Genomic DNA, 18,836 nt, shown 5'->3' on the forward strand with positions numbered 1-18,836 from the left:
CGTGTCAAATCCGCCCCACCGGGACTTCATTTGACCCGAAACCCGCCGACCGACAGGAATTCCGACCCCCCGTTTCCGGGGCAACCCCTCTAACTTACCCGAACTCCCAGCCCGGCGCAAAACCACCAGATCCGAAAGATCAAAAAGCAGAGGAGAGCGCCGACGACAACCCGCGCACACGCAAGACAACCACCGAAGTGATCGAAGAGGAGTGCGCCGAACCGCGCCGACACCACAAGATTACCAGGGCCTGCCGACGACTTGGCCCGGCTAAGCTCCAACGCACCTGTGCGGAGACCTATTCCAGCAGGTCACCCACTGGGTGGAAGGTCCGCACGAATCGAACGACGCCCGACCCGGCTTCATTCCCGTCACGACTCGCCCGCGCGGGCAAGGGTAGGGGCCGGGGCGTGCTACGACTGATCCACCTTGCACAGCCTTTCCACAGGGAGAAGGGGTAGGTACGGGACGTGACTCGACAGGGGTTCCCTCGCGCCCTGATCGTGCTGGTCTGTGCCGCGGCCGCAGTGATCACCCTCGCCGGCGTCCAGGCGGTGGGCTCGATCGTCGGCCCTGTCGTCCTGGCGCTGACCCTCGTCATCGCGGTCGCCCCGGTGCGCGGCTGGCTGGCTCGCCACAACGCGCCGGTGTGGTTGCAGGTGGCCCTCCCCCTCGCGGTGGTGCTGCTGGTCCTGCTCGGCATGGTCGCGGTGCTCAGCCTCGCCGCCGCGCAGCTCGCCATCCTGGCTCCCACGTACGCGGTGCAGTTCAACGCGATGGTGGCCGACCTCCAGCACTGGGCGGCGAGCCTCGGCTACGGAAGTGAACAGCTCAACAAGGCGCTGTCGTCGCTCGATTTCAGCAAGTTGATCGGTCTCGCCCAGAGCGTGTTGAGCAGCCTTCTGGGCGTGCTGTCGAGCCTGTTCCTGATCGTCGTGCTGCTGTTGGCCATGAGCCTCGACGCTCCCGTGTTCGCCCGGATCGTGGACGCCGCGTCGGCCGAACGTCCCGCCCTCGCCCGTGCGCTCAAGTCCTTCACGTACAGGACTCGTCGTTACCTCGTCGTCTCGACCGTCTTCGGCCTCATCTGCTCGGTCCTGGACATCATCGTGTTGTACGTGCTGAGCGTGCCGCTCCCGCTGCTGTGGGGGGTGCTCGCCCTCATCACGAACTACATCCCGAACATCGGGTTCATCCTGGGCCTCATCCCGCCGGCGCTGCTCGGACTGCTGGAAGGCGGGCCCAAGACGATGCTGCTGGTGATCATCGCCTACATCGCCATCAACGTGGTGATCCAGTCGTTCATCCAGCCGAAGTTCCTGGGTGACGCGGTGGGCTTGTCCACCACGGCCACGTTCCTCTCGCTGATCGTCTGGACGTGGGTGCTCGGTCCGCTCGGCGCGCTGCTGGCGATCCCGCTGAGCCTGCTCGTCCGCGCTCTGCTCGTCGACAGCGATCCGGACGGCGCCTGGGCCGCCGCGCTCATCTCAGGACGACTACCGGAGCGCTCCCCCAGCTCCGATCCCGGCTCCAAACCCAGCTCCCAACCCGACCCCCGGCCGGAACAGGCCGGAGGGCCCGAACAGTCTGAGCAGCACGAGCAGTCCGAACAGCACGAGCCTCGCTGAGGCTCAGACCGTCCGGGCGCAGACCGTCCGGGCGCAGAGCCGTGGGCGACATTTCGGGTGGAGCTGCGAGGACGGAACCCGACACGGAGCGCTTGCGGAGTGCGCCGCCGTGCTCCGGCTTAGGGTCTGATCATGCGGCGATGGGACAACGACGAGCGCCTCACCGGGATCGCGGACGCCTCGGCGATGGAGCCACAGGTGTCCGCCCTGCTCGACGCGATGGCACGAGACGGGTGGGTGGCCGAGGAGCCCGAGGCGCATCTGCTCCCCCACCTGCGCCGGGCGTGCGGATCGGAGTGGCTGCTGACCGGTGAACGGCTGCTCGACGACGGCGTGTACGAGGTGACGGTCTCGCTGGCCGGCGACAGAGAGGGCGTCCACGTGCAGCGCGACGTGATCCGGCTGCTGTCGGCGATCGCCGAGACCGTCTTCTTCGTACGGCAGGCCGCACCGGGCGTGTTCGAGTGCGTGACCGGGATGCTCGACGGCGACTCCGGCTACGCGAGCCACGGCCACATGGTCCGCCTCATCGTGACCTGAGGCGTGACCCGAGATGTGACCTGAGGCGTTGACCTGAGACGCGACCGGAGACCGGGGCCCCGGCTCAGGTGGCGGGGACGCTCTCCCTCTCCCCCGGAAGCGAATCCGGCGTGATCTCCGTGTTCCTGCGCCGCCACGGGATCGCCGCGATCAGCACCGGGAAGAGCACCAGCGAGCCGATCGACCACGGCACGTGCAGCTCGCCCCACTTGGGCCCGGGGAACTGGGTGAGCACGATGTATCCGATCGCCGCCCACAGCGAGCTGCCGATGATCGCCGGCCAGGCCCAGCGGGTGGGCCGGGCGGCCAGGAACGGCATGAACCACAGCAGATACTGCGCGCCCAGGCGCGGCGTGAAGATCATGAAGGACAGCAGGATCGCGATCGTGACGTCGACCGGATCGGCCTTGCGCCACCAGAACAGGCAGGCGACGATCGCGGCGTAGATCATGTACTGGCCGATCCTGGCCGGGGTCGGGTCGAGGTTCCAGTGTCCGCCGCTCACCACAGCGGTCCAGCCCCAGTCACCCGTGATCGGGCGGACGTCGCTGGGCCGCAGCCCGATGGTGTTGAGCACCTCGGGCAGCTGCCGCCACTCCGTCCAGCCGCCGATCGGGAGCGTCAGCAGGAAGAACACCGGCGAGACGCCGGTCGCGACCAGTGTGACCAGGCGGCTGCGCAGCCCCGGCAGGAACATCAGCAGAGCAGGCACGAGGATCACCGGCCAGCTCTTGGCGCAGAGCGCGAGCCCCATGAGCAGACCCGCCCACACGGCCCGGCCCGTCGCCGCGCGGTCCTCGTCCGACGGGTGGACGATGCGCCGCACGATCTCGGCCGGCGAAATCCACGGCAGCGGCAGGTCGCGGTTCGCGAGCCGTATGTGGGCCCACGGCAGCGGCTCGGGGCGCCGCCATTCTCCCGGGCCGCGCGCCACGACGTACGCCGCGACCCCGAAGACCAGGGAGACCGGCTCGACCTGGCCGTGCACGGAGGCGACGAGGATCGCGAGCGGGTTGCAGGCGTACTGGAACGCGCGCAGCTTCTCGGTCCGCGCCCCGGCCAGCTTGCCGACCAGCGGAATCAGCACGACGTCGGCGACGACGGTGACGATGCGCCCGGCGTACTCCCACGGGATGCCCAGCCACAGCAGCAGGCCGTACATGTACGGGATGGTGGGGAGGAAGTGCCATCCGCCGTTGCTCTCGAGCACCGGATCGCGGTGGTCGAGGATCGCCACACCGGCGGGCTGGAAGCTGTTGACGTAGTCGACCGGCTGCCAGTGGGTGTCCCTGGCCGACAGAACCATGATCAGCACGCGTACGGCGATGCCGAACGTGAGCGTGACGGCGAGGGACGGCCGCCAGCCCTTCCATTGGGCGACGAGGGCGAGCACGACGCCGGCGACGAGGACGATGCTGGTGGGGATCGCGTATTCCATGACGTGCCAAGCCTGCCTGACGAATGGGCGTACAGGCGACTCGTTCCCCGATTCGGGCCGTCGGCCATCGCGATCCGTCACATTTCGGGGTATTGTGACCACGGAGCGTTACATTCGGGAGACTTCGATGAAAATTCGCCTGTGGATCACCGTTGCCGTGGCCATGATCGTCGGAATGTTGATCGGCCTGCTCGCCCCCACGCACGGGGGCGACCGGCACGGCGGGTGGGGGGGTCACCCCCGCCGAGCCGACCGCCTGCTCATGGCGGCCCGACTCGCGTCGGTCCGTACTCACATCAGTCCGTGCTCGCGACGGTCTGGGCTCACAACGGTCTGGGCTCACAACGGTCTGGGCTCACAACGGTCTGGGCTCACAACGGTGCGCGCTCGCATCCGCGCGGGCGGCGAGGGATCCGGTCCGGCGGGCCGTGCCCGGATCCCTCTGGCCGTCGAGAGGCCGACGGGTCAGAAGCCCGCGGTGATCCGCGTGAAGTCCCAGTCGTTCTGCGCGATGCCGCTGCAGTTCGACACCACGCCCCCACCGGGACAGCCGCGGTCGCGGTTGACCGCCCAGAAGGCGAGCCGGCCGAGGCCCTTGGACTTGGCCCAGTCACGGATCTGGGTCCAGGTGGCCACGGAGGTGAGCTCCTGCTGGTCGGACAGGCCGTTCATGCCCGAGATGCCCATGTGCGCGTACGCCTGCGCGTCACTCCAGCCCCAGGCCGACTTGAGCGCGTTCTTCAGGCCCTCGGCCGCGTTGACGGTGTTCTGGTACATGTTCGCGCCGCCGCCGAAGTCGAACGGCATGATCGTGTAGTTGTCGATGTTCACGCCCAGCGCCTTCGACTGGTTGATCAGGCGGGTGCCCCACCAGCTCGGGCCGGTCGTGGTGGTGCCGAAGGTGACGACGACCTTGACGTTCGGGTTGTTCTGCTTGACGATCTTCAGCCCGCCGAGGATGCGGTCCTGCACGGCCTCGTTCTCGAACTCGTCGCTGTTCTCGATGTCGAAGTCGACGACGGCCGGGCTGTAGGCGTTGATGACCTGCTGGACGGCAGAGGCGAAGGCGGACGAGCTGGAGCAGTTGGGGCCGAGCTTGTTGCCCGACCAGCCGCCGAAGGAGATCTGGACGTTGCCGCCCGCGGCCTTGATCTGCGAGATCGCGGTGGCGTCAGGGCTGCCGGACAGCGGGCGGGAGCCGTCCCAGGCCGGGTTGCAGCCGCCGCTGGAGAGCATGAAGGCCATCGTGAACTGCTTGACGCCGGTGGCGTTCATGACCGTCGCCGGGTTCGGCGGGTTGCCCCAGCCCATGTACAGGTAGGGCGCGCCGGGCAGCTTCCCGCCGCTCGCGGGACAGCCCGTGGTGGTGCCGGTCACCGAGCCGCTCGCCGCGGACTCGCCGTTCGAGTTGTACGCCTTGACGGTGTACGTGTGGGTGGTGCAGGTGCCCAGGCCGGAGATCGTGGCGCTGGTGCCGCCGACGGTCGCCTTGACCGAGGTGCCCTCGTAGACGCGGTAGCCGGTCACGGTGCCGCTCGACCCGCCCCACGACAACGAGATCGACGAGTTCGTGGTGCCGGTGACCGACGGGTTGCCCGGCTTGCCTGGCGCGCCCGCGGGCGGCGTCGGCGACGGGCTCGGGGACGGGTTGCCGCCGCCGCTGACCTTCTTCCACAGAGCCGGGACGATCGGGGGCTCCCAGCCGACCAGGGACGTGTGCGCCTGGATGCACTCGTAGTCGACGCCGTTGTAGGTCACGCGGGCGCCGATGGCGTACCAGGTGTTCGGGGCCCATGCCGGGTAGGCCAGCATGACCACGCTGTTCGGGGCCGCCGAGGCGGACGCGGCCGTGCCCGCGACCAGTCCGGCGACGGCCATGAGGAGGGAGGCGAGCAGAGCGAGGGCCGTCCTCGCACGCCGGCCGGTACCAAAGCGAAGGTGCATTTCTCCTCGCAAGGGTTGGGGGGTGGGTGGGGGGATCACTTCAGGGCGTCGAGATACGCCCTGTGGGAACGGGAGAACTCGGAGCCCGCGTACCTGTCCCAGTTGACGGACCAGGCCATGAGGCCACGCAGGCCGGGGAAGGTGCCGTGCGGCCGGTAGGAACCGCAGCCCGTCCCCTTCGCCAGGCAGGTGAAGGCGCTCTGCACCTCGGCCGTGCTCGTGTAGCCGTTGCCGGCGTACGGCGCGGCCGGCAGGCCGATCGCCACCTGGTCGGGACGCAGCGGCGGGAACGTCGCGCCACCGGCCACGGGGAAGCCGGTGAGCAGCATGTCGGTCATGGCGACGTGGAAGTCGGCCACGCCCATCGTGTGGTACTGGTTGTCGAGGCCCATGATCGGCCCGGAGTTGTAGTCCTGGACGTGCAGCAGCGTGAGGTCATCACGCAACGCGTGGATCACCGGCAGGTACGCCCCCGAGCGGGCGTCGGCGGTGCCGTTGCGGCCCGGGCCGTAGAACTGGTAGCCGAGCTGGACGAAGAACGTCTCGGGGGCCATGGTGAGCGTGAACTTCGCGCCGTACCTGGCCTTGAGCGTCTTGATCGCCGAGATGAGGTTCACGACCACCGGGGTGGTCGGGTTGCGGAAGTCGGTGTCACCGGCGTTCAGCGACAGCGAGTGGCCTTCGAAGTCGATGTCGAGGCCGTCCAGGCCGTACCTGTCGATGATCGCCGAGACGGACTGGACGAACTTGTCGCGGGCGGTGGTGGTGGTGAGCTGGACGATCCCGTTCTGGCCGCCGATCGAGATCAGCACCTTCTTGCCGGCCGCCTGCTTGGCGCGGATGGCCGCGACGAACTCGGCGTCGCCCTCGACATTCGGGCACTCCGTGGCCGGGCAGCGGGTGAACCGGATGTCGCCGGAGGTGGGTGAGGTCGGCTCGCCGAAGGCGAGGTCGATGATGTCCCACGCGTCGGGGACGTCGGCCATCCGGACGTAGCCGGAGCCGTTGGCGAACGAGGCGTGCAGATATCCGGCCATCAGCCGCTTGCCGCCCGGTGGTGGCGGCGCGCTCGGCGAGGGTGACGGGGACGCGGACGGGGACGCCGACGGGGACGGGGACGGGGACGGGGACGGGCTCGCCGAAGGTGGCGGAGAGGGCGAGGGCGGGGTGCCGGGGCCGTCGAGGACGACGTCGTCGGCAAAGTAGGTGCCCTGGCCGTACCAGCCGTTGACGTAGATCGTCACGCTCGTCGTGGACGACCCCGTCGTGAACGACGTCGAAAGCTGCGACCACGCCGATCCCGGCGACGCCCACGTCTGGGCGTTCACCCCGGTGCCGGTCGCACCGAGGAACACGTAGTTCCCCCGCACCCACGCCGACAACGCGTACGTCGTGGACGGCCTGACGGTGACCGTCTGCTCGCACCGGGCGTAGTCGCTGCCGGCCGGGGTCGCGGACAACGCCCCCGATCCGCCGTGGACCGGGCTCGACACCGCCTGCGCCGTGGACGCGCACGTCCAGCCCGACAGACCCGACTCGAACCCCGGATTGGCCGCGATGTTGGCGGCGAGGGCCGGGCCGGTGAACGTCGCCGTGAGCAGGCCCGCGAAGGCGACGGACGCCGCCGCGCCCAGGCCGATGAGCTTCTTCATGTGCGTCATCCCGTGTACGAAGCGAAGATCTTGGAGAACTCGTAGGGCGACTGGGGGATGTTGGTGCAGGAGTAGAGCGCGCCGGTGCAGGCGTTGCGGTCGCGGGTCATCTCCCAGAAGGCCAGCAGCCCGAGGTGTTTGCCCTTGGCGAAGGCGACGAGCTGGCGGGCGTCGTCCTGGTTGTAGATCCGGCCGTCGTCGTTCTGGCCGAGCATCGGCGTGACCCCGACCATCCGCCACACCTGGGCGTCGGACAGGCTCGGATAGAGGCTCTTGAGCTGCGCGAAGACGCTGTTCGCCGCCTGGACCGCCGCGTCGCCGTAGTCGACGGACTGGTAGTAGTCCATGGCCATGACGTTGACGGCGTCGAGCCGCACTCCGGCGTCGCGGGCCGACCGCACCACGTTGAGGCCGTCGGAGGTCAGGCCGTTCGGCAGCACGGGCAGCGTGAGCGAGATCTTCAGGTCGGGATGGGCCTGCTGCAGCCGGGCGAGCGCCTGCGACCTGCGGGCGATGGACGCGGGCTCGGCCGCCGCGGATCCCTCGATGTCGAGGTCGATGTATTTCAGGTCGTACGCGGTGACGACGGCGTCATACTCGGTGACCAGCGCGTTGACGTCCGTGCACGCCTGGGCGAGCTCGATGCCGGTCGCGCCGCCGAAGGACACCTTGACGTCACCGCCGCCGGCCCGGATCGCGTCGATCTGGTCCTTCGCCCACTTCTGCCGTGGGTCGTACGCGTTGAACCACATGGCCTTGCAGCCCGACGCGGTGACGAACGCGAGGGTGAAGCTCTTCAGGCCGGAGGCCGAGGCCATCGCAATCAGGCTCGGGGTGGGCCAGGCGCCCATGTCCACGTACGGCGCGGCGCGCAGGGGCACGGGCGGCGGCGAGCTCGGAGAGGCGCTCGGCGACGGGCTCGGGCTTGGTGACGTGCTGGGGCTCGGCGACGGGCTCGGGCTTGGTGACGTGCTGGGAGACGGGCTCGGCGAGGGGGACGGCGAGGTCGTCGCACCGTCGCACGGGCCACCGTTGAGGCGGCAGTTGACCGGCTTGCCGGGCCCGCCGTTCACCCACCCGAACGTCGTGGCGGCGCCGGGAGCCAGGCCGCCGTTGTATTCGCGGTTCCTGAACGTGTAGTGGTCGCCGGAACGCGTCATGAGCGCGTCCCAGTAGGTCCCGACAGTCGAACCCGCCGGAAGGTCGAACTCGACCGTCCAGCCGGAGATCGCCGCGGTCCCGGTGTTGGTGATGGTGTAGCGGCCCTGATAGCCGGAGCCCCAGTCGGAGTCGGCCGAGAAGACGGCCTTGACCGTGGCGGCCTCGGCGGGCAGCGCGACGAGAGCGAGCGCGAGTGCGGCCATCGCTGCGAGCGCACGCCAGACGTACCTGATCTGCATGGACACAACCTCTGTGGGGGGTGAACGGGGAGGTCATGGGAATCCGTACGGCCGGCGCCTGACGGAGGCGGCCGATCGGAACGGCACCGGCCGTACGGCACTCAAGGGCGTCTGGTGACGGGACGCGAGAGGAAGGCGCTAGAGGTTAGGAAGGGCCATATGCGGCTCCCGGTCGTTCTTTTAGGAAAGTTTCCTAAGAGTTGTACGGATCGTAGCTTCGCGGTCGCGGGTCCACAAGACCCAATTCGACAGCGTTCCTAACGAACCGTGTCATCGCCGCTCGGCGTACGGGACCTGGTTATGCGCGTGTTAAGGGCCGGCTGCTCGGCCATTAAGGTCCACACCGCCTGTCAGAGGCGCCCGGACTTCCCGCGCGGGGTGCGTCGGACATGTCGAGCGCGCCACATCGTGGGCGGCACCCGCCTGTCAGGTCACGTCCGTCGGTTGCCTCCGCGGACGATCGGGCGCGTGATGAGACGAAGCGTGTGTTCTCGACTGCGGAACGTGCTTTACCTTCCCTTGGCGATTCGTTACTGTCGGTCCGTAACCGTGTGTAAATGGATAAGTCAGGCGTTCCGTGCCACGGACATCAGGGGAGCTCATGCACCGGACAGCCATAACTGCCTTGGCTTTCGCGACCGCCGCAACGGCGGTGTCCCTCATCGCCACCCCGGCGAGCGCGGCCGCGAAGCCGAGTCTCCGCGCCTGTTACGACGGGAAGTGCACGATCACTATCACGAAGCCGGTCAGCTTCCGCGTCGCCAGCCGCTACCACCTGTCCAGAGTGCGCGTCGCCAGGGTGCACAGCGGTTTCTTCAACAGTCCCATGGTCCACGTGTGGGGGCCCGGCGTCAGCGTGACGCTCGGCGAAGGCGCGCGCGGCAGCCTGAACGGCCTGTCGGTGCGCGTCCTGTCGATCACCAGCCGGGGCGCGAAGGTCCGCTTCTCGGGCTGACGGCTCAGTCGGGGAACGGGAACGGGGAACGGGGAACGGGGAACGCCGCCATCGCCGCTCCCCCAGCCAGGAGACCGCCCCGGCCTGCCCGGGCAGGGCAAGGCGCAGGGCGGGCAGGCATCGCGTACAGGTCGCCGTGGCCGCCGGGCGGGGCACCGCGCGCAGGCAGGGCAGGCATCGCGTACAGGTCGCCGTGGCCGCCGGGCGGGGCACCGCGCGCAGGCAGGGCAGGCATCGCGTACAGGTCGCCGTGGCCGCCGGGGCGGGTCACCGCGAGTAGGTCGGCGAGGGCGGCTCAGCGCAGGATCGCGCCTTCGCGGACGGCGTGCCGGCCCTCGCGCTGGACGTTGACGAAGTCGACGAGGCCGACCATCCTCTCCAGCTCGAACCCGGCGTCGATGCGATCGGCGTCGGCGGGCAGGTAGACCGTGAGCAGATAGTGGCGGCCGGTGGCCTCGCCGAGCGCGTCGAGCTGCGCGCGGAACTCGGCCAGCAGGGCCGTCAGATTCCGCCTGTCATCGGCACCGGTGTGGTTGCCCAGGTGACCCCCGCCACCCGGCCACTCCCAGTCGATGTCGATGCCGTCGAAGACGCCCGCCGCGCTGCCCGGGCCGCCCCTGCCTCCGGCTCCCGGCAGGTCGCCCCTGATGTAGGCGTCGAGACACGACTTCACGAACCTCTGCCTGGCGGCGGCGGTGCGGGCGACGTCCGAGAAGTATTTGGAGTAGGTCCAGCCGCCGATCGAGATCAGTGCCTTCAGGCCAGGGTGGCGAGCCTTGAGCTTCTTCAGCTGGTTGAAGTTTCCCGCGAGCGGGGCGTCCGGAGGGTCGGCGACACCGTCCAGCGACTCCGCGGCCGTGAAACCACGCTGGTAGTCGGCCCAGGCGTCGCCCGCGCCGTCGCCCTGGTCGGGGTCGTTGGGGTCGGGCGCGAGAGGCTGGGTGACCCCGCTGAGACAGGTCAGCGACTCGGGGTCGATGTTCGCGAATGCGTACAAGACGTGGGTCAGCCTGCCCGCCAGCCCGCTGGTGTCGAGGTCGCGCACGGTGGACGTCGCACCGTACGCGCCGCGCTGCGAGACGTAGCCCACCCTGATGCGGCCCGGCGAGGGGGACGGCGACGGCGTGACGGTGACGGTGACCGTCACCTCGGGCACGGGTGCGGCGGCCCGCGCAGACGCGGCCTGCTCGGGAGAGGCCGGCTGCGGCGGTGCGGCCTGCGCGGGAGCGACCGCGGCCTGGGCCGGTGCCGCCTGTGCAGGAACGGCCCCCTGCGCGCCTGCGACCGCGGCCTGAGCGGGTGCGGCCTGGGCCGGAGCGACGGCGGCCTGTGCCAGAGCGGCCCCCTGCGCCGATGCGCCCTGCGCGGGAGCGACCACGACCCGCGCCGGCGTGCCCTGGGCCGGCGCGGCAGCGGCCTTGCGCACCACGACACGCGTTCTGGCCTGCGTCTGGCCGACGGCGCTGACGCCGGTCTCGGTGGCGCGGACCAGGTCGTAACAGGCCACGAACAACGAGGACAACACGGCGCTCAGGACCACGACGGCGAAGGCGCCACGCGTGATCGCTCCCATGGTGGGCTCCGAACAAGGACGAGCCTCCGCGACGAACATGGAGGCGGGAAGAGGAATGCCGCGGGAGCGTAGTGACGTCATCGCCGGACGTACAAGCGGCGCAGTCTTAAGCCCGGGTTATGCGCGTCTCATGTCGCAGGTGGGCGCGTTCCAGGGGCATCACCTGCGGTTATCCGCGATGCCGCCCTTCTCTGCAAGTTTCACCCCAGCCGCTTCTGCCCTGCCGCTCGCGCTCGCCACTTCCACCCGCTGCTGGCCCTGCCGTCTTCACCCACCGCTCACCCTCACCGCGACCAGCGAGACCGCCGCCCGCGCTCGCTACTTCCACCCAGCCGCTCGCGCTCGCCGCTTCTGCCCGCCCCTGACCCTGCCGTCTTCACCCACCGCTCACCCTCACCGCGACCAGCGAGACCGCCGCCCACGTTCGCTACTTCCACCCAGCCGCTCGCGCTCGCCGCGACCGGCGAGACCGCCGCCCGCGCTCGCCATGGTGCCGACGCCGTGCCGACACCGTGCCGACACCCTGCCGACGCTGCGCGAGTCTCATTCTGGCTCCGTGCCAGCACGGTGCCAGCTTCCGGCCAGCCCTCCGCCAGCCCTCTGCCAGCCCTCTGCCAGCTCCGTGCCAGCACGGGCGGCGACCGTCGGAGCATGACGTACGCGATTGAGGCCCACGGCCTCGTGAAGAGATACGGCGACAAGGCCGCGCTGGCGGGGGTCGACCTCGCCGCGCCGCCGGGCACGGTGCTCGGCGTGCTCGGCCCGAACGGCGCCGGCAAGACCACCGCGGTCCGCATCCTCGCCACGCTCGTCTCCCCCGACGAGGGCCGGGCGGCGGTCGGCGGGCACGACGTGGTGAAGGCGCCGGCCGAGGTGCGGAGGCTGATCGGGCTGACCGGCCAGTACGCGTCGGTGGACGAGAAGCTCACCGGGCGGCAGAACCTCGTGATGATCGGACGGCTCCTCGGCATGAGCCGGGCCGACGCCCGGAGCAGGGCGGCGGCGCTGCTCGCCGAGTTCACGCTGGAGGACGCAGCCGACCGGGCGGCGGGGTCCTACTCCGGCGGCATGCGGCGTCGGCTCGACCTCGCCGTCAGCCTGGTCGGCCGGCCGTCCATCGTCTTCATGGACGAGCCGACGACCGGGCTCGACCCGCGCGCCAGGGCGGACCTGCGGCGCATCGTGCGCGAGCAGGTGGCGGGCGGGGCGACCGTGCTGCTCACGACGCAGTATCTGGAAGAGGCCGACCAGCTCGCCGACGAGATCGTGCTCATCGACCACGGCGTGGTGGCCGCGACGGGCACGCCGGGCGAGCTGAAAGCCAGGGCGGGTGACCGGCGTCTGGAGATCCGGCCCGAGCACGACGCGGACAAGGCGGAACTGATCCTCGCCGAGGTCACCGGGCTGACCCCGCACCGCGGCGAGAACGGGCTGATCAGCGTGCCACTGCTGAACTCCTCCGTGAGCCTGGCCGTGTTCCGGCGGCTGGAGGAGGCCGGCGTCTCCCTCGCCGAGCACGCCGTCCGGCGGCCCACGCTCGACGAGGCGTTCCTCGCCCTCACCGGCACCACGACCTCGGGGAGGACGCGTTGACCGTCGCACCCACGACACGAGTGAGACCGGCCGACGACCGCGGGGAGAACGCGATGACCGCCACACCGTTCACGACCGGACGCAGGGGCGCGCTCGCCCAGGGCATGACCCTCGCCTGGCGGAGCCTGGTGCCGCTGCGGAACGAACTCGGCCGGCTCATCCAGTTCCTGCTCCAGCCGGTCTTCATGATCGTGGTCTTCGTCCTGATGTTCGGGGCCATGTCCGGCGACCCCGATCATGCCGCGCGCTATCTGGTGCCCGGCGTGCTCACACAGGTGACCCTCATCTCGACGAACACCACGGGCATGAACCTCGCCGAAGACATCGTGAAAGGCGTGTTCGACCGATTCCGGAGCATGCCGATCGCGCGCTCTGCCCCGCTGATCGGGCGGGTCGCCGCGGACGCGTTGATGACGACGGTCACCATCGCGGTGTCCCTGCTCGCCGGCATCGCGGCCGGGTTCCGCATCACCGCCGCGCCCCTGGAGGCGCTGGCCGGTGTGGCCCTCCTGCTGCTGTTCGCCCTGGCCCTGAGCTGGGTGTCGGCATGGCTCGGGCTGAAGGCCAAGTCCGTCGCCTCGATGCAGGGCATGGCGACCGTGATCCTGCTGCCGCTGACGTTCGGCAGCAGCGCGTTCATCCCCCCGGCCAACCTGCCGGCCGCGCTGCGCTGGTGGTCGTCGATCAACCCGATCTCCCACCTGGCCGACGCCGTCCGGGCGCTGCTCCTCGGCACTCCCGTGGGACCGCACGTCTGGGTCACGCTGGCCTGGGCCGCCGCCGTCACCGCGTGTTTCGCCCCGCTCGCCGTACGCGCCTATGCCCGGAGGATCCGGTGAACGCCCCGGGGAGGAGTCCGGGGGTCCCCGTCCCCGTGCCGGCCTGGGCCCATGAGCTCCCCGACGGCCGGGACGTGTGGACGCCCATGCGCGACGGCACCCGGCTCGCCGCGACCGTCTGGCTGCCCGCGCCTCACGGGCGGCACCCCGTCCTGCTGGCCCGGACCCCGTACGGCAGGGCGCCGTACGGGCCGGGACTTCGGCTCGACGTCGCCCGGCTGCTGTCGGCTGGCTACGCGGTGATGGTGCAGGACGTGCGCGGCACCGGGGAGTCGGAGGGCGACCTGCGGTTCCTCACCGGAGAGGCCGCCGACGGGCACGACACAGTGACCTGGACCGCACGTCAGCCCTGGTGTGACGGGCAGGTCGGGATGTTCGGCGACTCCTATCTCGGGATCGCCCAGCTCCTCGCCGCGAGCGAGCGGCCGGACGGGCTGCGGGCCATCGCGCCTTCCGTCTGCCCCGCCGGGCTGCACGACGTGGTGTACGCCGGCGGCGTTCCCAGGCTGGGCGTCATCCTGCCGGTCCTGGCTGCCGTCATGGCGCCGCTCCACCTGGCCCGCCGCGCACGGCTCCACGCGAGCGAAGCCTCCCTTGCGGCACGGCTCGGCGAGCTGCTCCGCCGCCTGCCCGTCGAGGACCAGCCGGAGATCACGGCGCTCTTCCCCTTCTATGCCGACTGGCTCGCGCACCCCGACCCGTCGCACGAGCTGTGGAGGGAAACCGACCTGGAGGCCCGCTACGACAGGATCGAGGTGCCTGCGCTGCTGTCGACCGGGTGGTACGACTACTTCCGCGACAGCACCATCCGCACCTACCACGCGCTGCGCGACCGGGCCCGCCTCGTCGTCGGCCCGTGGAGCCACGCCCTCCGCGAGCGGACTCTGGCCGGGCGCGACTACGGCGACCAGGCGAGCGGGGAGGCCGTGGACTGGACGGGCCTCCACCTCGACTGGTTCGGCCACTGGATGCGCGGCACACCGCTGCGGGACGACGCGAAGGTGCGGGTGTTCGTCACCGGCGCCTGCGAATGGCGGACGATGGCCGGCTGGCCGCCCGAGAACGAGACTGTCCGCTATCACCTGGGAGACGGTGGTTCGCTCGGGCCCGAGGCGGCGCTGCGCGCCTGCTTCCTGTCCGACCCCGATGATCCCGTGCCGACCATGGGCGGCGGCGTGGTCGAGTTCCTGCCGCCGGGCCCGGGGCCGGTGGACCAGCGGCCGCTCGCCGGCCGGTCCGACGTGCTGCGCCACACGACCGGGCCGCTGCCGGCGCCGCTTGAGGTCATGGGCGCGGCCGAACTGGTGGTGACCGTGGAATCCGACGCGAGGTCTTTCACGGTGACGGGCAAGCTCGTGGACGTGCACCCCGACGGCCGGGAGGAAATCCTCGTGGACGGCATCGCGCGTGTCGCGGACGGCGCCACCCAACTCCCGGACGGTGCCACTCGGCTCACAGGCGGCGGCGTTCAACTCGCGGACGGTGCCGCCCAAGTCGCGGACGGCGGCACCGAGCTCACAGGCGGCGGCGCTCAGCCGGAGACGGCGCGTGTCCTCCTCGGCAACCTCGCCCATGTCTTCGGGGCCGGGCACCGGGTGCGGGTGGAGGTGGCGGGATCGAACTTCCCCAAGTTCGCCCGGCACGCGGCCCCCGCGCGGATCACGATCAGCGCGCCGTCCTACCTGCTGCTGCCGGTGACGGGCAGGCCGAGGTCCTCGCGCGACGCCGTACGGCCCCGCTCGTAGGCGGCGTCGAAGGCCGGGCCCGCCGTCTCACGCGCCGACTCCAGCGCCGCGGCGGCCTCGGCGTCCGCCCGCCAGCCCTCGAACGCGGCGTCGGCCGCACCGAAGAGCGCCGCGGACCGCGTCGCGTCGCCCCCGGCCAGGGCGATCATGGCCATCCCGGCCAGCACGGTCGAAAGGACCGGCGGGTCGGGGGCGGCGCCGAGGGCGTCCAGCGCCTGGTGATGACGCGCGAGCGCGCCGTCGAGGTCGCCCCTGGCCAGCAGCGTCCTGCCATACGCGGCGTTTGTCGACGCGAGTTGCTGAGGGACGGCGGGGCTGTCCTCCAGCACGGACAGGGCCTCCTCGTACGCCGCCACCGCGCCGTCGAGATCGCCCCCGCTCCGCGCCACGTTCGCCTCGCCCATGCTCACCTGCACCAGCGCGTACGGCGAGACGCCGGCGGTCACGTGGGAACGGGCCGCCGCCACGTCCGCCGCCGCGCCCTCGCGGTCGCCCGCCTGGAGGCGCAGCTCGGCCAGGCGGGTCAGGGTGGAGATCATGTCGTCCGCGCTGACCCATCCCGCGGTCAGCCCGGCGATCTCGTCGATCAGGTCGGTCGTCTCCGCGCCCCGGCGGGCGCGGAGCGTGGCCAGCGTGAGGAGGGCCTCGCTGAGCCCCCAGCGATCCCCCAGTGCGCGGAACCTGCGCACCGCCTCGGCGACGTCCCGTTCGCTGCCGCCGTGCGGGCCGAGCGAGCCGCCTCTGATCATGAGCGCCGAGGCGGCCAGCCAGGGATCGTCCGAGCCGGCGTACGCGTCGAGCATCGCGGCCGCATCCTCCCTGCGTCCGGCGATCGCCGTCACGACCGCCCGCAGGATCGGCAGCATCGGATGCACCGGCCCCTCGCGGAGCGCCTCCTCGATGAGGTCGCCGAGCTCCCGGCGGATCTCCTCGACGCGGCCGGGCTCCGTCCAGATCATGCCGAGCCGGGTGACCGTGACCGCGAACCGGCATCCGGCATAGGCGCGCACCAGCCCGGCGGGCGGGCCTTCGGGAACGAGGTCGAGCACCTGCCCGGCCCAGACGGACGCCTGACCGCGATGCCCGCGCAGCCACCAATACCAGCTCATCGTGCCGCACAGGCGCAGCGCGGTCTCCGCGTCCCGGGAGTCGACGGCCCAGCGCAGGGCGGCGTTCAGGTTGTCCTGCTCGGCGGTCAGCCTGGCCATCCACTCCAGCTGCCCGGCTCCGCGCAGGCGCGGCTCGGCGTCCTCGACCAGCCGAAGGAAGTGCGCCGCGTGCCGGCGCCGGTAGTGGTCGAGCTCACCGCTGTCCGTCAGCCGTCGCAACGCGTATGCGCGGATCGTCTCCAGCATCCGGAACCGGCCGTCGCCCGGCGTCTCCAGCAGGGACTTGTCGACCAGCGACGGCAGCACCGCCACCACGTCGAGGCCGTCGCCACCGCAGACCAGCTCCGCGTCGTCCAGCGTGGCCCCGCCCGCGAACACCGCGAGCCGCTCCGCCAGCGTCCGCTCCTCGGGCGCGAGCAGGTCCCAGCTCCACTCGACCACCGCGCTCAGCGTGCGGTGCCGGGGCAGAGCTGTACGACTCCCGCCGGTCAGCAGGCGGAACCGGTCGTCGATGCGGGCCGCGAGCCGTTCGGGGCCGAGCGCCCTGATCCGCGCCGCGGCCAGCTCGATGGCCAGCGGCATCCCGTCGAGGCGACGGCAGATCGTCACGACGTGCGGCGTCGTACGCTCGTCGAGGACGAAGCCGGGACTCACCGCGCGGGCGCGGTCGACCAGGAGGCGTACGGCGGGGTAGCCGCCCGCCTCGCCGGGGGTGACGCCCTCCGGGGGCAGGCCGAGGGGAGGGATCGGGGCGAGCGTCTCCCCCGGCACGCCGAGCGGCTCGCGGCTGGTCGCCAGCACGCGCACTCCCGGGCAGCGGCGCAGCACCAGCTCGGCCAGGCGCGCCGCGGCGTCGATCACGTGCTCGCAGTTGTCGAGGATGAGCAGCAACTCGCGCCCGGAGAGGGCGGCGACCAGACGTTCGGCCGGGTCGGGCGGGTCGCGCCGCCAGTCGCCGCCCACCCGCGGCTCGGCGGCGACGCCCAGCGTTTCGAGCACGGACCGCACGACGTCGGCAGGGTCCGTCAGAGGGGCCAGCTCGACCAGCCACGCGCCTTCGCCGCACCCGCTCTCATCACACCTGCTCTCATCACATCGGCCCTCACCGCACCTGTCGTCACCACACTGGCCCTCACCGCACGTGTGCTCGCCCCGCCCGCTCTCACCACGCTTGTCCTCACCCCGCCCGCTCTTGCCACGCTTGTCCTCGCCTCGCCCGCCCTCCACGGAACCTCCGGTACCGGAGCCGTGGCGGTGCTCGGCGGCACTGGTCGGGGCGACGCGCAGGGCCGTCTCGACCGCGAGGCGCGTCTTGCCCGCCCCGCCCGGACCGACGACCGTGACCAGCCGGGAGTCGCGCAGCAGGGCCGCGAGACGCGTGACCTCCTCCTCGCGGCCCACGAACGTCGTCGGCGGCGCCCACACCCTGCCCGCGCGAGTGCCGGAGCCGCCCAGGCTGTCGGGGGAACCGGCGGCGTCGGGAATGCCGGGGGCACTGGGGATGCCAGGGGTGCCCGGTGTGCTCGGGACGTCGGGAATGCCCACCGCGCCGGTAGTGGGGGCGCCCGCCGCGCCGGGGGTGCCCCTATCGCCGGGGCCGCCCAGGGTGCCGGGGGCGCTGGGGGTGCGGTTCATCGGCGGGCTGGGCGGCATCGGGGCATCCTGCCCGCGCAGTACGTCGAGATGGGCGGCCTGCAGCTCCGGACCGGGATCGACGCCGAGTTCGTCCGCGAGCGCCCGGCGGATCCGCTCCCACAGGGCGAGGGCGTCCGCCTGCCTGCCCGAGCGGGCGAGCGCGCGCATCGCCAGGGCGGACAGCCGTTCACGCAGCGGATGGGCGGCCACCTCGGCCGACAGGTCCACCTCGCGGCCGAGCGCGAGGTGCGCGGCGGCGCGTGCCTCGACCGCGGCCAGCCGCCGCTCCTCCAGCCGGGCCGCAGCGGCCGCCAGGTAGGACACCGCGCGCAGGTCGGCCAGGGCGGGCCCGCGCCACAGCGCCAGCGCCTCGTCCAGCTCCCCGCTCGCGGCCTCGGCGTCCGTGACGCCGTCCGTCACCCCGTCCGGCAGCGTGCCCGTGGCGTACGGCAAGGTCAGCCGCAGGAAGACGTGGGCGTCGACCCGCGCCGGGTCGAGGTCGAGCACGTAGCCGCCGTCGCGCCACAGCACCGCGTCCGGCCGCCCGAGCGCCGCGCGCAGGCGCTTGACCAGCGTCTGCAGGGCGTTCGCGGCGTTGGCGGGCAGGTCGCGCTCCCACAGCGCGTCCACGAGCCGGTCGGCCGGGACGAGGCGGCCGGGCCGCATGGCCAGCACGGCCAGTAACGCGCGCACCCGCGTGCCCGTGACGGCGACCGGAGCCCCGTCGTCATCGAGGACCTCGAGCGCGCCGAGGAGACGAACCCGCACGCCGGTCTATCCTGCCA

Annotated in this window: 13 protein-coding genes; 7 read left to right on the top strand and 6 right to left on the bottom strand. The window is 71.5% G+C overall.

All coding sequences use genetic code 11. The features are described from left to right. Positions 1-470 precede the first annotated feature (470 nt). Together FLV34_RS26000 and FLV34_RS26005 are read left to right on the top strand one after the other, a co-directional pair. On the top strand, positions 471-1,628 hold the full coding sequence (locus FLV34_RS26000) for an AI-2E family transporter (protein ID WP_142650516.1): 1,158 nt from the start codon (positions 471-473) through the stop codon (positions 1,626-1,628). 132 nt (positions 1,629-1,760) lie between these two features. Then, complete coding sequence (locus FLV34_RS26005) at positions 1,761-2,168, top strand: hypothetical protein (protein ID WP_142623512.1); 408 nt, start codon at positions 1,761-1,763, stop codon at positions 2,166-2,168. Positions 2,169-2,232: 64 nt separating this feature from the next. Here the strand turns inward: FLV34_RS26005 and FLV34_RS26010 are convergent, their stop codons facing one another. The 4 genes from FLV34_RS26010 to FLV34_RS26025 form a co-directional block, all read right to left on the bottom strand. Then, complete coding sequence (locus FLV34_RS26010; protein ID WP_142650515.1) at positions 2,233-3,606, bottom strand: hypothetical protein; 1,374 nt, start codon at positions 3,604-3,606, stop codon at positions 2,233-2,235. 465 nt (positions 3,607-4,071) lie between these two features. Next, on the bottom strand, positions 4,072-5,484 hold the full coding sequence (locus FLV34_RS26015) for a carbohydrate-binding protein (protein ID WP_240971900.1): 1,413 nt from the start codon (positions 5,482-5,484) through the stop codon (positions 4,072-4,074). Between the two features lie 101 nt (positions 5,485-5,585). Next, positions 5,586-7,202, bottom strand: coding sequence for a chitinase (locus FLV34_RS26020; protein ID WP_147944336.1), 1,617 nt, complete (start codon positions 7,200-7,202; stop codon positions 5,586-5,588). A gap of 5 nt (positions 7,203-7,207) precedes the next feature. Further along, positions 7,208-8,602: a cellulose binding domain-containing protein gene (locus tag FLV34_RS26025; protein WP_147944337.1), complete on the bottom strand. Its 1,395-nt coding sequence runs from the start codon at positions 8,600-8,602 to the stop codon at positions 7,208-7,210. 625 nt (positions 8,603-9,227) lie between these two features. On the opposite strand from FLV34_RS26025, the gene FLV34_RS26030 reads away from it, so the two are divergent. Together FLV34_RS26030 and FLV34_RS40720 are read left to right on the top strand one after the other, a co-directional pair. Then, positions 9,228-9,557, top strand: coding sequence for a hypothetical protein (locus FLV34_RS26030; RefSeq protein ID WP_142650511.1), 330 nt, complete (start codon positions 9,228-9,230; stop codon positions 9,555-9,557). A gap of 136 nt (positions 9,558-9,693) precedes the next feature. Next, the gene (locus FLV34_RS40720) at positions 9,694-9,837 is read left to right on the top strand and encodes a hypothetical protein (RefSeq protein WP_187280735.1); all 144 of its coding nucleotides are present in this window, start codon (positions 9,694-9,696) and stop codon (positions 9,835-9,837) included. Positions 9,838-9,852: 15 nt separating this feature from the next. Here FLV34_RS40720 and FLV34_RS40725 read toward each other — a convergent pair whose 3' ends face one another. Further along, entirely contained in the window at positions 9,853-11,130 is a 1,278-nt protein-coding gene (locus FLV34_RS40725) for a glycoside hydrolase family 18 protein (protein WP_240971899.1), read from the bottom strand. A 651-nt stretch (positions 11,131-11,781) separates the two neighbouring features. On the opposite strand from FLV34_RS40725, the gene FLV34_RS26040 reads away from it, so the two are divergent. From FLV34_RS26040 to FLV34_RS26050, 3 genes are read left to right on the top strand one after another with little or no spacing between them, the layout of a single operon-like run. Next, a complete protein-coding gene (locus FLV34_RS26040) occupies positions 11,782-12,723 on the top strand; it encodes an ATP-binding cassette domain-containing protein (RefSeq protein ID WP_142650510.1) in 942 nt (313 codons plus the stop codon). Between the two features lie 53 nt (positions 12,724-12,776). Further along, on the top strand, positions 12,777-13,562 hold the full coding sequence (locus FLV34_RS26045; RefSeq protein WP_142650509.1) for an ABC transporter permease: 786 nt from the start codon (positions 12,777-12,779) through the stop codon (positions 13,560-13,562). Further along, positions 13,559-15,307, top strand: coding sequence for a CocE/NonD family hydrolase (locus FLV34_RS26050; protein WP_147944338.1), 1,749 nt, complete (start codon positions 13,559-13,561; stop codon positions 15,305-15,307). Before FLV34_RS26045 ends, FLV34_RS26050 begins: the two co-directional genes overlap by 4 nt. Here FLV34_RS26050 and FLV34_RS26055 read toward each other — a convergent pair. Further along, positions 15,241-18,819, bottom strand: a complete 3,579-nt coding sequence (locus tag FLV34_RS26055) for a BTAD domain-containing putative transcriptional regulator (RefSeq protein ID WP_147944339.1) — start codon at positions 18,817-18,819, stop codon at positions 15,241-15,243. The genes FLV34_RS26050 and FLV34_RS26055 overlap by 67 nt on opposite strands. Positions 18,820-18,836 lie beyond the last annotated feature (17 nt).

The sequence above is a fragment of the Microbispora sp. CSR-4 genome, assembly GCF_008033685.1.
In the GTDB taxonomy this organism is placed as follows: domain Bacteria; phylum Actinomycetota; class Actinomycetes; order Streptosporangiales; family Streptosporangiaceae; genus Microbispora.